13 protein-coding genes and 1 pseudogene are annotated in these 14368 nt (G+C 58.8%); 12 read left to right on the top strand and 2 right to left on the bottom strand.

Annotation, left to right across the window (positions count from 1 at the left end; all coding sequences use genetic code 11):
- Positions 1-26: 26 nt before the first annotated feature.
- Genes phnH through phnP form a run of 8 tightly spaced genes read left to right on the top strand, consistent with a single transcriptional unit; the run spans position 27 to position 6663 of the window.
- Positions 27-629, top strand: a complete 603-nt coding sequence (gene phnH / locus VGC62_RS13415; RefSeq protein ID WP_331187572.1) for a phosphonate C-P lyase system protein PhnH — start codon at positions 27-29, stop codon at positions 627-629.
- Positions 629-1720 carry a carbon-phosphorus lyase complex subunit PhnI gene (locus tag VGC62_RS13420; RefSeq protein ID WP_331187573.1) on the top strand — a complete coding sequence of 364 codons (1092 nt, stop codon included), beginning with the start codon at positions 629-631 and terminating at the stop codon, positions 1718-1720. Before phnH ends, VGC62_RS13420 begins: the two co-directional genes overlap by 1 nt.
- Entirely contained in the window at positions 1717-2592 is an 876-nt protein-coding gene (locus VGC62_RS13425) for an alpha-D-ribose 1-methylphosphonate 5-phosphate C-P-lyase PhnJ (protein WP_331187574.1), read from the top strand. The genes VGC62_RS13420 and VGC62_RS13425 overlap by 4 nt, the downstream gene beginning before the upstream one ends.
- Before the next feature lie 14 nt (positions 2593-2606).
- On the top strand, positions 2607-3431 hold the full coding sequence (gene phnK, locus VGC62_RS13430) for a phosphonate C-P lyase system protein PhnK (RefSeq protein WP_414705796.1): 825 nt from the start codon (positions 2607-2609) through the stop codon (positions 3429-3431).
- A gap of 37 nt (positions 3432-3468) precedes the next feature.
- On the top strand, positions 3469-4185 hold the full coding sequence (gene phnL, locus VGC62_RS13435) for a phosphonate C-P lyase system protein PhnL (RefSeq protein ID WP_331187576.1): 717 nt from the start codon (positions 3469-3471) through the stop codon (positions 4183-4185).
- A complete protein-coding gene (locus tag VGC62_RS13440) occupies positions 4179-5342 on the top strand; it encodes an alpha-D-ribose 1-methylphosphonate 5-triphosphate diphosphatase (RefSeq protein WP_331187577.1) in 1164 nt (387 codons plus the stop codon). The genes phnL and VGC62_RS13440 overlap by 7 nt, the downstream gene beginning before the upstream one ends.
- Positions 5342-5908, top strand: coding sequence for a phosphonate metabolism protein/1,5-bisphosphokinase (PRPP-forming) PhnN (gene phnN, locus VGC62_RS13445; protein WP_331187578.1), 567 nt, complete (start codon positions 5342-5344; stop codon positions 5906-5908). The genes VGC62_RS13440 and phnN overlap by 1 nt, the downstream gene beginning before the upstream one ends.
- Positions 5899-6663: a phosphonate metabolism protein PhnP gene (gene phnP / locus VGC62_RS13450; protein ID WP_331187579.1), complete on the top strand. Its 765-nt coding sequence runs from the start codon at positions 5899-5901 to the stop codon at positions 6661-6663. Before phnN ends, phnP begins: the two co-directional genes overlap by 10 nt.
- A gap of 41 nt (positions 6664-6704) precedes the next feature.
- On the opposite strand, the gene VGC62_RS13455 is transcribed toward phnP, so the two are convergent.
- Positions 6705-7400, bottom strand: coding sequence for a pirin family protein (locus VGC62_RS13455; RefSeq protein ID WP_331187580.1), 696 nt, complete (start codon positions 7398-7400; stop codon positions 6705-6707).
- 279 nt (positions 7401-7679) lie between these two features.
- Here VGC62_RS13455 and VGC62_RS13460 point away from each other — a divergent pair, with 279 nt between their 5' ends.
- A complete protein-coding gene (locus VGC62_RS13460) occupies positions 7680-10175 on the top strand; it encodes a UvrD-helicase domain-containing protein (protein ID WP_331187581.1) in 2496 nt (831 codons plus the stop codon).
- 96 nt (positions 10176-10271) lie between these two features.
- Here the strand turns inward: VGC62_RS13460 and VGC62_RS13465 are convergent, their stop codons facing one another.
- On the bottom strand, positions 10272-10553 hold the full coding sequence (locus tag VGC62_RS13465; RefSeq protein WP_331187582.1) for a DUF1652 domain-containing protein: 282 nt from the start codon (positions 10551-10553) through the stop codon (positions 10272-10274).
- 638 nt (positions 10554-11191) lie between these two features.
- Between VGC62_RS13465 and VGC62_RS27725 the strand changes: the two are divergent.
- The 3 genes and pseudogenes from VGC62_RS27725 to VGC62_RS13475 form a co-directional block, all read left to right on the top strand.
- Positions 11192-11962: pseudogene (locus tag VGC62_RS27725) on the top strand (MCP four helix bundle domain-containing protein); the annotation flags it as partial.
- Positions 11954-12817, top strand: a complete 864-nt coding sequence (locus tag VGC62_RS27730) for a methyl-accepting chemotaxis protein (RefSeq protein WP_414705797.1) — start codon at positions 11954-11956, stop codon at positions 12815-12817. The pseudogene VGC62_RS27725 and the gene VGC62_RS27730, both read left to right, overlap by 9 nt.
- A 265-nt stretch (positions 12818-13082) precedes the next feature.
- Positions 13083-14201 (top strand): MFS transporter, encoded by a 1119-nt coding sequence (locus VGC62_RS13475; protein WP_331187584.1) that lies wholly within the window; start codon positions 13083-13085, stop codon positions 14199-14201.
- The last annotated feature ends 167 nt before the right edge of the window (positions 14202-14368 follow it).

Here is a 14368-nt window from a genome sequence, read left to right on the forward strand (position 1 = left end):
TTCACCTTGGTCAGAGGAGAAAACTGATGACCGCCACTCTTTTACAGCCCGCATTCGCCGACCCCGTGCTTGACGCTCAGCGCAGCTTCCGTGCTGCCCTCAAGGCCCTCGCAGGCCCAGGCGTTGCGCAACATCTGTTGCCAGCGCAATTGCCACCGCACTTGGAAGGTCTGGCGGCGGCCAGTCACGCGTTGTGCCTGGCGCTGCTGGACATCGACACCCCGTTGTGGCTCGCGCCGAAGTTCGACACCCAGGCGATTCGCGCCAACCTGACCTTCCATTGCGGCTGCCCGATTGTCAGCGACCGGCAGAATGCGCGTTTCGCGCTGCTCGATGACAGCCAGTTGCACGACCTCAGCGGCTTCGATCTAGGCAACGACCGTTATCCCGATCAGTCCTGCACGCTGTTGGTCCAGTTGCCCAGTCTGGAGGGCGGTCGCGAACTGGCCTGGCGTGGCCCCGGCATCCAGAGTGAAAACCAGGTGGCGCTACCGCTGGCCGAAGACTTCTGGCATGAGCGCGCATCGCGCAATGACTTCCCGCGTGGCATCGATGTGTTCTTCCTTGCTGGCAGTGAGCTGATGGGGTTGCCGCGCAGCACCCAGGTTGCGTTTCAGGGAGGTGCCTGATGTACGTTGCCGTCAAAGGTGGCGAACAGGCCATCGACAATGCCCATCGGGTGCTGGCCAAGAAGCGGCGCGGCGATACCTCGATTGCTGAGCTGGACGTCGAACAGATCCGCCAGCAACTGCCGATGGCCGTCGCCCGGGTCATGACCGAAGGCTCGCTGTATGACGAACAACTGGCGGCACTGGCGATCAAGCAGGCTGCTGGTGATCTGGTGGAGGCGATTTTCCTGTTGCGCGCCTACCGCACGACCCTGCCGCGCTTTAGCGCCAGCCTGCCCATCGACACCTCGGACATGCTCTTGAGTCGTCGCCTGTCGGCTACCTTCAAGGACGTACCCGGTGGCCAATTACTCGGCCCGACCTTCGACTACACTCACCGCTTGCTGGATTTCAGCCTGCTGGCCGAAGGCCAATACCCAGGGCCGCAGGTTCAGCAAGATGCCGCGCTTGAACCCTGCCCGAAAGTATTGGGTTTGCTGGCCAGAGAAGGCTTGATCAAGGAAGAGGCCGACCTCGGCGAGGCCATCGCTGACATCACCCGCGAGCCGTTGGAATACCCGGCCAGCCGTGCGCAACGCTTGCAAGCACTGGCCCGTGGCGACGAAGGCTTTCTGCTGGCGCTGGGCTATTCGACCCAGCGCGGGTATGGCCGTAATCACCCGTTCGCCGGGGAAATCCGCATCGGCGAAGTCCAGGTGTGGATCGAGCCTGAAGAACTGGGCTTTGCGATTGCCATCGGCGCTATCGAAATCACTGAGTGCGAGATGGTCAACCAGTTCGTCGGCTCGGGCAGCGAACCGGCGCAGTTCACTCGCGGCTATGGCCTGGCGTTCGGTCACGCCGAGCGCAAGGCCATGGGCATGGCGCTGGTCGACCGTTCGTTGCGGGCTGAGGAGTACGCCGAAGAAATCCAGTCCCCCGCGCAGCAGCAAGAGTTCGTCCTGGCGCACTGCGACAACGTCGAGGCCGCCGGGTTCGTCTCGCACCTGAAGTTGCCGCACTACGTCGACTTCCAGTCCGAACTGGAGCTGATCCGTAAACTGCGCAAGCCTTTCAAGGACCAGGCGCCCTCTAAGGAGAAAGGCCAATGAATGCCGCCACCCAACCTCTGCCCGCACGGGACGAGGCGTACAACTTCGCGTATCTGGACGAGCAGACCAAGCGCATGATCCGTCGCGGGCTGCTCAAGGCCGTGGCGATCCCCGGTTATCAAGTGCCGTTCGCGGGGCGCGAGATGCCGCTGCCGTATGGCTGGGGCACTGGCGGCATGCAACTGACCGCCGCGATTCTCGGCGCTGACGACGTGCTGAAAGTCATCGATCAAGGCGCTGACGACACCACCAACGCCGTGTCGATACGCCGTTTTTTTGCCCGTACCGCAGGCATCGCCACGACCGAGCGCACCGCTGACGCGACCATTATCCAGACCCGTCACCGGATTCCGGAAATGCCGTTGCGCGCCGATCAGATCATGGTCTATCAGGTGCCCAATCCCGAGCCGTTGCGGTTCATCGAACCGTTGGAAACCGAAACCCGGACCATGCATGCTCTCAACGATTACGGGGTGATGCACGTAAAACTCTACGAAGACATCGCCACCTTCGGTCACATCGCCACGGCGTATGCGTACCCGGTGACGGTGGACGAGCGTTACGTGATGGACCCCTCGCCAATCCCCAAATTCGATAACCCCAAGCTCGACATGAGCCCGGCACTGATGCTGTTCGGTGCCGGCCGCGAAAAGCGTCTGTACGCCGTGCCGCCGTACACCAAAGTCACCAGCCTGGACTTTGAGGACCACCCGTTCGAAGCGCAGAAGTGGGAACAGAACTGTGCGATTTGCGGCAGTCATGAGTCATTCCTCGACGAGCTGATTATCGACGATCAGGGCACCCAGAACTTCGTCTGTTCGGACACCGATTACTGCGCGCAACGCGTCAGCCAGGGGAGGGACGGCCAATGATCGCTGCCCGTGAAATGAATGACGCGACGCCCGCCGAGCGCTTGAACGACCGCGCACAACCGCTGCTGAAAGTACGCGGACTGGGCAAGTTGTACGGTCCTGAGAAAGGCTGCCAGGACGTCAGCTTCGAGCTGTATCCCGGTGAAGTTTTGGGCATCGTCGGCGAGTCGGGTTCCGGCAAATCGACCCTGTTGTCACTGCTCAGCGGTCGTTGCCCGCCTGACGCAGGGGTAATCGATTACCGCCGCGCCGACGCTCATAAAGGCGACGGCCAATGGCTGGACCTCTACAGCGCCAGCGAGGCCGAGCGCCGGACCTTGCTGCGCACCGAGTGGGGTTTTGTCGAGCAGAACCCGCGTGACGGCTTGCGCATGGCGGTGTCGGCGGGGGCCAACATTGGCGAGCGTTTGATGGCCCAAGGGGTGCGCAATTATCAAGCGCTGCGTGCTGCGGGGCTGGACTGGTTGAATCAGGTGGAGATCGATCCGCAACGCATCGACGACCTGCCGCGAACTTTTTCCGGCGGCATGCAACAGCGATTGCAGATCGCTCGCAACCTGGTGTCCGGTCCACGGCTGGTGTTCATGGATGAACCCACGGGCGGCCTCGACGTTTCGGTGCAGGCGCGTTTGCTGGACCTGATGCGCGGGCTGGTGCGTGAGCTGGACCTTGCGGTGGTGATCGTCACCCACGACCTGGCGGTGGCGCGTTTGTTGGCTGATCGGCTGATGGTCATGCGCCGTTCGCGGGTGGTGGAGACCGGCCTGACCGATCAAATACTCGATGATCCACAACATCCTTATTCACAGCTGCTGGTGTCTTCAGTCCTGCAATCGTGACCCGATCTTTGAGGCGGCTTTTTTGGGGAGTGGCTTGATGAACACGCTGATCGAGGTCCGTGACCTCTCGAAAACCTTCACCTTGCACCAGCAAAATGGCGTGGTGCTCAACGTACTGCGCGGCCTGACGTTCTCCGTCAGTGGCGGCGAATGCCTGGTGCTGCACGGCCAGTCTGGCGCGGGCAAAAGCACATTGCTGCGCACGCTGTACGGCAACTACCTGCCAGCGGGCGGCAGCATCCGCGTTCAACACCAAGGCCAATGGCTGGAACTGGTGGGGGCACAGCCTCGGCAGGTGCTAGCGGTGCGTCAGCAAACCCTGGGTTACGTCAGCCAGTTTTTGCGGGTGATCCCGCGTGTCACCACGTTGGAGGTGGTGATGGAACCGGCGCTGGCGCGGGGCTGGGAACGCGCCGATGCCAAGGCCCGCGCGCAAACCTTACTGGCGCGCCTGAACATCCCGCAACGCCTGTGGCAATTGGCGCCGGGGACTTTTTCCGGGGGCGAGCAGCAGCGCGTCAACATCGCTCGCGGCTTCATGGTGCCGTGGCCGGTGATGCTGCTCGACGAACCTACCGCTTCGTTGGACGACACTAATCGCCAGGTCGTGCTGGCGCTGATCAATGAAGCCAAAACAGCCGGCGCCGCCGTGATCGGCATTTTCCATGATCGCCTGGCCCGTGAAGCCGTTGCCGACCGCCATCTGGACATGACCCCGGCGGCACTGACTGCCAAGGAGTTACTCGAATGCTGAGCGAACAGATCCTGAGCAATGCGCAAATCGTGACGGCTGATCGCGTGTTCAACGGCACCGTGGTACTGCGTAACGGGCTGATCAGCGAGGTCGACACCGGCCTTAGTCGTCTGCCGCAGGCGCAGAACCTGAACGGCGATTACTTGCTGCCGGGCCTGGTGGAATTGCACACCGACAACCTGGAAAAACACTTGAGCCCGCGCCCCGGCGTGGACTGGCCGTCGGCGTCGGCGGTGATGAGCCATGACGCGCAGATCATCGCGGCCGGCATCACCACGGTGTTCGACGCGCTGTCCATCGGCGACGTCAACCCCAAGGGCAAACGCATGCAACAGCTGCCAGGGATGGTCGAGGCGATTGCCAAGGCCAACGCGTCCGACATGACCCGCGCCGAACACCGCCTGCACTTGCGTTGTGAGGTCTGCCACCCGGACACCCTCAGTGTGTTCCGTGATCTAGTGGAGCAGCCGCTGGTGCAACTGGTGTCGGTGATGGACCACTCGCCGGGTCAGCGGCAATTTGCCCTTGAATCCAAGTACCGCGAGTACTACATGGGTAAATATCACCTGAGCGCCGCGCAGATGGATGAGTTCATCGTCGAGCAGGTGGCCAACGCGAAGACGTATAGCGACCGTTATCGGCGGGCCATCGTCGATATTTGTCAGGTGCGCGGTCTGTCGGTGGCCAGCCACGACGACGCCACCTTGGCGCATGTCGAGGAGTCGGCGGCCTACGGCATGAGCATCGCTGAATTTCCGACCACCCTGGAAGCGGCCGAAGGCTGCCGACGTTTGGGCATGAGCGTGTTGATGGGGGCGCCGAACATCGTTCGCGGCGGCTCGCATTCGGGCAACGTCGCGGCGGCGAGTCTGGCCAAAGAAGGGCTACTGGATATTCTGTCCAGCGACTATTATCCGGCGAGCCTGTTGCAGGCGGCGTTCGCATTGGCTGCACAGTTGGATGATACTCAACAGCCGTCGGGTGCAGGCCTTGCGAAAGCGATGTCGACTGTCAGTGGCGCGCCAGCCCGTGCGGCGGGGCTCGATGATCGGGGGGAGATCCGAGTCGGGCTGCGCGCCGATCTTATTCATGTTCGCGCCGTGGGCTCACTGCCGGTGATCCAGCAGGTCTGGCGACAAGCGAAGAGGGTGTTTTGATGGCGGGCAGGTTGATCTATCTCATCGGACCGTCCGGTTCGGGCAAGGACAGCCTGCTCGATGCCGCACGCGAACCGATGGCCGAACGCGGCTGTCGGATCGTGCGCCGAGTCATCACCCGCTCTGCGGAGGCGAAGGGCGAGGCTGCGCAAGCAGTCAGTGTCGAGCAGTTTATGGACATGCAGGTTCGGGGCGCGTTTGCCCTGAGCTGGTTCGCCAATGGCTTGCACTACGGTATCCCCAATGACATCGACAAATGGCTGGCGGACGGTCATGACGTGCTGATCAACGGCTCGCGCGGTCATCTGCCTCAGGCCCGTGAGCGTTATCCGCAGTTGATGGCGGTGTTGTTGACCGTCGATCAAACCGTGCTGCGCCAGCGTTTGCTGGCGCGGGGACGGGAATCGGTCGAGGAAGTCGACGCGCGTCTGGGACGTAACGCGCAGTTTGCTTCAGATCTACTGGCCAATGATTCGGCGGTGTATCTGCTCGATAACTCGGGGGCGCTGGAACATACCGTCGGCCGGTTGATTCAACACATCGACCGCGAACACGCATGCGCCTGACCCTGCTCGGCACCGGCGATGCGCGTCAGGTGCCGGTTTACGGCTGCCAGTGCCCGGCGTGTCTGGCGGCGCATGAAGACCCGCGCTGGCGACGACTGCCGTGTTGCGCGCTGGTTGAGTCAGGCGATCAGCGCTGGTTGATCGACAGCGGCCTGACCGACCTCACCGAACGCTTTGCACCGCACACGCTGAGCGGGATATTGCAGACCCACTACCACGCCGATCATGCGCAGGGCTTGCTGCATTTGCGCTGGGGGCAAGGGTTGGTGATTCCGGTGCATGGCCCGGTGGACCCCGAAGGGTTGGCCGACTTGTACAAGCATCCGGGGATTCTTGATTTCAGCCAGCCATTCGCGGCGTTTGAACGGCGAATGGTGGGGGCGTTGAGCGTGACCGCATTACCGTTGATGCATTCGAGGCCGACGCTGGGCTATTTGCTCGAAGATAGCTTGCTGGAAGAGGGCGGGCGACGCGTGGCGTACCTGACCGACACGGTCGGATTGCCCGACGCGACAACCGAGTCTCTGCAACGCCAGCGGTTGGACCTGTTGATCCTCGACTGCTCAATGCCGCCGCAACCTCAAGCGCCGCGCAATCATAACGATCTCAATCTGGCGCTGGAGATCATCGAGCAGTTAAAACCGTGTCAGGCGGTGCTGACCCACATCGGGCATACGCTGGATGCATGGTTGATCCACGAGCCTCGGGCGCTGCCGGAACACGTCGTTATTGCGCGTGACGGGATGGTCCTGTAATCCCGGAGCCTCTTTTTCTGGTCAAGCTTTGCGCAGCGGTTTCACGCCACATCCACCAAAACGATTTCGCTGTCTTCAATGGCAGTCACGCGCAGCGTGCGCTCATTCTCCACCGCTACACCGTCGCGAGCTTCAGCGCGCAGGCCGTTGACTTCGATGACCCCGGTGGCTGGCACCAGATAAGCCCGGCGCCCAACATCCAGCACGTACTCGGCGGTTTCCCCGGCTTTCAGGTTGGCCGCGACCAAGCGGGCATCGGCGCGAATGCGCAGTTCGATGTCATCGTCAGACTTGCCGCTGGCCAGCGTCACAAAGCCCTCGCGATTGCCTTTTGGGAACGGCTTGGCGCCCCAGGAAGGCGCTGCGCCGGTTTCATCCGGCATGATCCATATCTGGAAAATTCGGGTTTCTTTGGATTCCAGGTTGTATTCGCTGTGCGCCACGCCGGTGCCTGCACTCATTACCTGCACGTCACCCGCTTCGGTACGGCCACGGTTGCCCAGGCTGTCTTCGTGAGTGATTGCGCCCTCACGAACGTAGGTGATGATCTCCATGTCCCGGTGAGGATGGCGAGGGAAGCCAGTGCCAGCCTGGATCACATCATCGTTCCAAACCCGCAACTGACCCCAGTTCATGCGTTTGGGGTCGTGGTATTCAGCGAAGGAAAAATGGTGGTGCGCGTTCAGCCAGCCGTGGTTGGCGCCGCCCAGGGTTTTGAAGGGTCTTAGTTGCAACATGATCGTTACCTCCAGAGCAGGGCCGGGATGTACATCAGCGCTGCTGAATGATGAGTCGTTATCGATGGGAGGATGATCTATCAAATTTTCATCGACAAAAAGCGTAAATTTTGCGTTGAGTTTATCTAGTAATTCGATTGGTTTATGGCGCTTACCCTAGAGTGATACGTGCAGTTGATCGGCTAACCCCATGAGCAGTAAGCATTTCGCTGGAGCTTGCGCACGAATGAGGGGACCATAGGCGGCTTTCACGTTCACTCGCTGATAACCGGAGCCCGCGTGCCGCACGATCCTTCTGTCGAGCCTACCCACGAACTGCCCCCTGAACTCTTGCCACCCGAGCGCTTGACGTTTTTCAAACGTCTGCTGGCGCGTCTTATTGGCCGTCATTTGTCGCGGTTGCAGGCGCAACATGTGCCGTCCTGGCGCCAAGGCCACACTGATGGCTATCTCAACGGTCATATGGAAGGCATGAACGAGGGGTACGCCGAGGGCCATCTGGACGGCATCGAAGAGGGCCGTCAGGTGTTGGTGATCCGTGATACGCGGACGCAAGCGCATCGTGGCCCGAAGACCGACGATCATCTGTTCGATGACTGGCGCTTGCCGCTGACCACTGAGCTGAAAAAACGCATCAAGGCCGACGTCGCGCAATGCCTTCCCGCCCATGCCCAGCCCACCGCCGCACAATGGAAGATGATCTTCAGCGATACGCCCTCAACCTACGTTATTGCCGGTGCCGGTGCGGGTAAGTCCACCTCGCTGGTGCTGCGCGTGCTGTTGCTGCATCACTATCTGGGGTTCGAGTTGAGCTCGATGACGGTGGTGACGTTCACCCGTGAGTCGCGCAAGGACTTCATCAACAAGCTGATCGACGTCATGGGGCTGTGGGGGCGCAATCTGAGCCTGCGAGAGGCTCGCGATGTGGTTAGAACCTTCCATTCGCGCATTTTGCCGCTGGTGCGCAGTCTGCCCGGCTTCGATCAACTGCAAGCGTTCGAAAACCTCAGCAACCAGACGCGCAACGATCTTGAAGACGGGGTCGACAGCAACCCTTTTGATCTGCGGATCAACGATGCCCAGCGTCAACAGATGAATGTCTGTTACCGCGACCTGTATGCCGCCAATCCGCGTTTTCGTGAAGTCATCGCGCCGATGTATCGTCATGCGCTGCAACTCAAGGAGCTGGACCGCGACCACCCCGATGTACAAAAACGTATCACCGTAATGGGTTTATCCTCGAAACGGGATGAAGAACTGTGCGACGTGGTGGAGGATTTGTGGATCAGGGCCGGGGCCTGGCCGATAAAGGGCATTGAGCCCATGCGCCAAGTCATTGAAATCAGTGGTCTTGCGTTTCATGTACACGGTTATTCGCCTGAGCTGGACGCCTGGATCGTGCTGGGTTTTGATCCCAGTGAAGATCAGCATTTGCGACGCCCGGACGCCAAGCTGCCGGTCTGGGCCGAATGGGTTATCAAGCGCACCTTGTTTCAAGCTTTCTGTCGTAAGCCATTGATATGGATTGAAAGCTACCAGGCGTCCAAGGGCTTTCTACACTCATTGTCGGGTGCCGCGGTCGCCGGGCCTGGCTTTGACTACAAAGTCAAAGGCGAATTGAGCGCTGCGCCACTGCTCGACTGTTTTGTGGCTGCCGCCAGCTTTATCGAGAACCTGGGGCTGGATGTGCCCTGTGCGGTCTCGCAAATGAGCTTCTCGGAGCAAGACCCCGACCGGTATTTCTTCGAAGCCCTGAGTATGTTCTGGAAGGCCTTTGAAGACCACTTGTTGGATCAGTCGCCGCCGATCATGACGTACAACCGGATGTTCTCGCTGTTTGGTGAAACCTCGCCCGAGAACCTAAAACTGGTTAGCGATGAGGTGTTACGCCCCCTTGCGCACTTGATGATCGACGAGTTTCAGGATGTCTCGCCACAGATCGTTTCTTGGATTCGCGCCAGCCTGCGGGAAATCCGCAGTCGCGGCCCGGCCATGCATACCGGGCGTGGCGCACAGCGCTCGTCGCTGCTGTGCGTGGGTGATGACTGGCAATCGATCTATGGCTGGCGCGGCAGTTCGCCGAAGTACTTCATGGAGTTCGCCAAGGAGTTCGCTTCGCCATCGACTACCAGGGTCATGCTTAGCGAAAACTTTCGCAGCCATCAACACATCATCGATGCCGCTGAACACATCGTGCGTGCAGCGCCCGCGATCACGGGCAAAAAGGCCAGGGCCAGCGGCGCCGAGCAGCAATTGCTGCCTGTGACTGTGCTTGATCGTGACGACGATCAACTGGTCGCGCGGTTGATCGAGCATTACAACGATGGCGATTCGGTGTTGCTGCTGTACCGCAAGAGCAGCGATAAGGCCAGGCTGCCTGATGCGCTGCAAGCGCTGGTCGACGCCGATTACGGTTTGCCTGCGCAATCACGACGCTTCAAGCAACTGACCTACCACAGTGCCAAGGGCTTGCAGGCCGATGCAGTGTTCTTGCTGGGCGACTGTCAGCATCTGACGCAATCGCCATACAAGAATCAGGTCTACCTCATGGCAGGGCTTGGCAAGGAAGGCGACCTTGATGCGTTCGACAATGCCCAGAAGGACGAAGTGTTGCGCCTGGCGTATGTGGCGATCACCCGTGCGGTGCGGCACTGCTATTGGTACATCGATGCCAAGGGCCAGGACGATATCAACGTATCGAGGGCCTCGGCGAGGATTGCGGGTGACAAGGCGTTTTTCGAGGATAGGCGCGGGGCGATGGGGGTACAGGATTGATGCGTTATCTGTAATACATGATCTGTACGGCCTGTATGGGAGGGGGCTTGTTCCCTCCCACAATAATGGCGTCAGTCTTCAGAATCGTAAAAAGGATCAAGCCCGATTCAGATAACGCGTCTGGGGTGCAGAGAATGTTTCCAGCTCCAGTTCGATGGCTTCAATGATGCGTTCGACGTCCATGGCGTTCATGACCGTTGCGCAGGGAATGCCTGCGATCGCGATCACCGTTTCGCCGCTGGCTCGGTCGAACAGACGCGCAACCATGCTACTGGGGGCGTCCATATTGGCTTCGAAACCTACCGGATGAAAATGCCAGCGCATCAGCTGGCAGGCATTGGGGAACGTGACTTTATTCATGGGGCCTACCTCGTTCAATCGAGCAATTGCAAAGCTCCGCAGGGCAGGAAACCGGGCTGCCATCTCCCATCGAGAACGCCTGCAACACCTTTGCTAGAGCATGGCGATGCATTTCTTGAAGTAGCGCTGGGCTATACATGGATGGTCAACCCTTGGAGAGATTAAAAGTAGCACCGACTTCTGCTGGTCAGGAGGAAAATTTCCTACACGAGTGATATTTTTTCGATTTATTGATGTACATCATGTTGGTTATTCCCGTACCGAACCGTATGTGATCGATATTTCACTGTTTATTTCTAAGGCGTTTAGCCACTATTGCCTGTGGGGTCGCGTGTTGCCTAAATCTCCTGAAAGATAATGAAAGTAGGTGAAAAAAAAGTGAAATCGCCTTCGGCGTTCTGTCGCTTTAATCAAAAATCAGAAGCACAAACGTTTTTGGTTTTTCATTAAGGCGTTTTCAAACATGTGTTTTGAAAATATTTATTTTACGACTGAATGAATACTTAAATTCGGCCGATAAACCGCTTGGGCGTAAATGAAAAGTGGGCTCGATAGCCCACCATTGCGCCTGCCATTATTGAAGCGCGTGAAACGGGCTCCCTCAATAATGACGAGGCAAGGACGCAAAAAACTGATTTTCAAATGAGAGTGTGTCCATGTCGATAAGAAGCATAAATATCGCGCCACGCGCGTTTCTTGGGTTCACGTTCATTGCCTTGCTGGTCGTGGGGCTGGGCGCTTTTGCGCTTAATCGTATGTCTGTGATTCGCCAAGCGACGACCGATATGCAAACCAATATGTTGCCCAGCGTCGGGTACCTGGGAAATATGCTGGAAAATACGCTGCGCCTGCGCATTACGTCGTTTCGTACGCTGGTCAACCGTGAACCCGCCAGCTTGCGCGAGACGGAAGGCCGCATCGCCGAATTGATCAGCAAACTTCAGGACGCGAAAAAAAGTTATGCCGCCACCCCGATGAGCGACGATGAATCGACGCTCTATAAACAATACGAAGCCACCTTGACGACGTTTCTCGACGTGCAAAGACAGGTGCTAGAGCTCTCGCGACAAGAGAAGAGCGAAGACATGCGTAACTTGATCAACACCCGTATGAAAGATGCGACGGATATTATGGGTGTGCAGATCAATCAACTGATCAGCATCAACAGGAAAGCCGCCGAAGACGCATCAGCTATTTCAACGCAGCAATATGAAAATGCAATTACCGGGGTGATCGGGGTTGCGATTTTCGCCGTATTATTGACCATCTTACTTGCCTGGTTATTAACTAAAAGTATCGTTAACCCGCTGTCTAGAGCGGTCCGGGCTGCACAGGACATTGCTGAAGGCAACCTGACGCGGCCCATCGATGTCGATGGCAACGATGAGCCTGCGCGTTTGCTTGACGCGTTGGTGACGATGCAGAAGAACTTGCGCCAGACCATTGAATTGATCTCTGGCTCCTCGACGCAGTTAGCCTCCGCTGCCGAGGAGTTAAGCGCAGTAACTGAGGAGTCTTCGCGGGGCTTGCAACAACAGAACAATGAAGTCGAACAGGCTGCCACGGCGGTCAATGAGATGACGGCCGCGGTCGAAGAGGTCGCGCGTAATGCGGTATCCACCTCCGAAGCCTCCAAGCAGTCCAACGACACGGCGCGCCAGGGACGTGATCGCGTGCTCGATACCGTCAAGTCTATTGAGTCGATGGCCAAGGAAATCCAGACCACGTCCGGATTGGTTCAAGGATTGGCAGAGCAGGGCCGTGACATTGGCAAGGTGTTGGACGTGATCCGCTCGATTGCCGAGCAAACCAACCTGTTGGCGCTCAACGCAGCGATTGAAGCTGCGCGCGCGGGCGAGGCTGGGCGAGGCTTTGCGGTGGTAGCCGATGAAGTCCGGGCGTTGGCCCATCGCACGGCACAGTCGACTCAGGAAATCGAGCAGATGGTGGCCGCTATCCAGACCCGCACCGGCGAAGCGGTGCAATCGATGGTGCAAAACACCGACCGCACGCAAACCACATTGGGCTTGGCCAATGCTGCGGGCGATGCGCTGGAGTTGATTACCGAAGCCATCGCTCAGATCAATGAGCGCAATCTGGTGATCGCCAGCGCGTCGCAAGAACAGGCGCATGTCTCGCGCGAAGTGGATCGCAACCTGGTGAACATCCGCGATCTTGCTGTTCAATCGGCAGCGGGTGCTAACCAGACCAGCGCTGCCAGCCATGAGCTGTCACGCCTGGCGGTGGATTTGAATACGCTGGTGACACGTTTTGTGATCTGAGTCGCGAGTTTTAACGCCCTGTCACTGAACACATAACCCAAGCGTTTGGTGGCCGTGATTACAACTCTGCGGCCACCAGAAACGTCCATGACAAGCTGAGGCCGTTGTGCAATCCGATGGCAGGCTTGCATGGCAATGGACAAGGGCAGGGGCAGGGGCAAGGTCGCCGGTGGCTCGGGCGCAACAAAACTGTCATGCAGAGGTTGTCAGACGAGTGGCGGCACAGCATTCTGTTGATCTAATTTGTTTCAGGATCTTTCTACACATGTCTGTTGCTGCCCGTGATGCCGATGTCGCTTCCCGCCGTTCGGCGATTGTCCTCAGTCTGTGTCTGCCCAGTGATGTCCTGTTGTATCTGATACTGCCGATGAACGCTGATACGTTCGGTATTTCTCTGGCTCAGGCCGGGATTCTTCTGGCGGCCAATCGACTGGTACGCATCTTCGGTTACAGCTATGTCGTGCGCTATTTCGCCGCCCGGGGTGATCGTCCTACGGTCATGCTGGCGGCGGGTGTCTCTGCGCTGTGCGCACTTGGGAACTCGTTCATTTCCGGTTTCTGGTGGCTGCTGATCCTACGTTTGGGTTGGGGCTTGGCCTACGCTGCACTGAACCTGTCCACGCAAGTGTTGGCGACCTCCGAACCTGGCGGCGCAGCCCGTCGTTCCGGGCGTTCGCGTGCGGTGATCGCGATTGGCCCCATGATTGCCTTACCCGTAGGGGCCTTGATCAGCCTGCACTTTGGGCCTCGGTTGATTTTTCTGATCCTGGCGTTCACGTCGCTGATCGGGCTGTGGTTGGCGCGGGGGTTGCCGGATAAAGCCCACGCGATGCCGGCCTCAAGTGGACGTCGTTTCAAAATGCCTGACAGCGTGGCGGTTTGGTCATTCATCGAAGGTGTGGCGCTGGACGGTCTATTCATTTTTGGTCTGTCGCTGCAGGCGCAATCGGTGCTCGGCGGCAACGCGGTGTTCATCGCCGGGGTGCTGCTGGCGTTGCGTTACGTATCGGAGATGCTACTCAGCCCGTTAGGCGGACGTGCCGCTGATAGCTTCGGCGCCGTGCAAATGCTGGTGGTGTTTTCTGCGCTGACCGCCGTTGCCCTGACGGTCTTTGGTTTGCACTGGCTGATCATCGGTGCCGGTGGTGTTTTGATTCTACGGGCGCTGCAGTTGCCACTGGTAACCACGCTGGTTGCGCAACGCAATCCAGGTGCTGGGCGCGTGCAAGCGCTGGCGGCAAACGCCGTCTGGCGGGACGTGGGTGCAGGGGTCGGTCCGTTGCTGGCCGGGGTGTTGCTGCCGGTGGCCCCGGCTTCATGGGTTTATTCAATGGCTGGGCTGGCGGTGGTCATCAGTGCGGTGGTGTGCAGCTTGCGCAAGTGAAGAAGTTGTTCCCGGCATATGCTTTGTGGGCCTTGGATACATCTTCTTACAGTACCGTTCAGCGATTAATACGTTTAATCAGACACTTACGTGCAACTTCCCAAGCGTTTTAGCCTCACATCGTCATTCTTCATATCGCAATAAAGCCCTGCCAAGCTGTATTGCGT

The organism is Pseudomonas sp. (assembly GCF_036404235.1).
Classification (GTDB): Bacteria; Pseudomonadota; Gammaproteobacteria; order Pseudomonadales; family Pseudomonadaceae; genus Aquipseudomonas.

Bases quoted from the DNA above. Each gene is read 5' to 3' on its own strand.
- phnH (WP_331187572.1), top strand. From the start codon at position 27: ATGACCGCCACTCTTTTACAGCCCGCATTCGCCGACCCCGTGCTTGAC.
- VGC62_RS13420 (WP_331187573.1), top strand. From the start codon at position 629: ATGTACGTTGCCGTCAAAGGTGGCGAACAGGCCATCGACAATGCCCAT.
- VGC62_RS13425 (WP_331187574.1), top strand. From the start codon at position 1,717: ATGAATGCCGCCACCCAACCTCTGCCCGCACGGGACGAGGCGTACAAC.
- phnK (WP_414705796.1), top strand. From the start codon at position 2,607: ATGAATGACGCGACGCCCGCCGAGCGCTTGAACGACCGCGCACAACCG.
- phnL (WP_331187576.1), top strand. From the start codon at position 3,469: ATGAACACGCTGATCGAGGTCCGTGACCTCTCGAAAACCTTCACCTTG.
- VGC62_RS13440 (WP_331187577.1), top strand. From the start codon at position 4,179: ATGCTGAGCGAACAGATCCTGAGCAATGCGCAAATCGTGACGGCTGAT.
- phnN (WP_331187578.1), top strand. From the start codon at position 5,342: ATGGCGGGCAGGTTGATCTATCTCATCGGACCGTCCGGTTCGGGCAAG.
- phnP (WP_331187579.1), top strand. From the start codon at position 5,899: ATGCGCCTGACCCTGCTCGGCACCGGCGATGCGCGTCAGGTGCCGGTT.
- VGC62_RS13455 (WP_331187580.1), bottom strand. From the start codon at position 7,400: ATGTTGCAACTAAGACCCTTCAAAACCCTGGGCGGCGCCAACCACGGC.
- VGC62_RS27730 (WP_414705797.1), top strand. From the start codon at position 11,954: ATGCAGAAGAACTTGCGCCAGACCATTGAATTGATCTCTGGCTCCTCG.
- VGC62_RS13475 (WP_331187584.1), top strand. From the start codon at position 13,083: ATGTCTGTTGCTGCCCGTGATGCCGATGTCGCTTCCCGCCGTTCGGCG.